This window comes from Vibrio sp. 1078-1, from assembly GCF_033340475.1.
The window spans coordinates 1-555 of the sequence record NZ_JAWOWM010000728.1; the positions used below are offsets into that span (position 1 = coordinate 1).

Annotated in this window: 1 protein-coding gene; it reads right to left on the reverse strand. The window is 49.5% G+C overall.

Features of this window, described 5'->3' with window-relative positions:
* Nucleotides 1-555: cytochrome c3 family protein (locus tag R7190_RS29745; protein WP_318138191.1), on the reverse strand; the 555-nt coding region annotated here is incomplete at both ends.

Consider the following 555-nt stretch of genomic DNA (forward strand, 5'->3'; position numbering starts at 1 on the left):
CGATTTGGTGCGGGAGTGACAATCGGTGCATTTGTCTGCTTGCATTTCGGCAACCATCATCGGATCGTCTTTTTGATGCAGTTGGTGACAGCTTGCACAAGACAGCCCTTCAAAAGCGTGCTCGCTACTATGCCAAGTCGAGCGTTTCGCATCTTGGTGACAAGATAAACACACGCTGTTTTGCTTTTCGGCCGGAACAGGGGAGTTTGGTCCAAAAGTGATCATTGGCTCACGAACTTGTCCTTTTCGTGGATTGCGCTCGTGATTGTTTACTGGGCCATGGCATGCTTCACACTGTTTATCATTCATTGGCCCATGCAGGTTTGCGGACTTGCCATGAATGTTGTCGAAAATACCCGTTGCAGGTTTATCTGATGTATCGTCATGGCAACGAAGGCAGCCATCTGGCCCGCGGCGTGAATATTTCCCCTCGGAAAACTTGGTGTCTAATATGGTTTCAATTTCTTCTTGAGTTAACGTCGCCGCTTCGGGTTCTGGCTTGGCGACATCTTCCGAACTGACGGTGAAGATGACGCCTAACCCAAGTATCCCAGC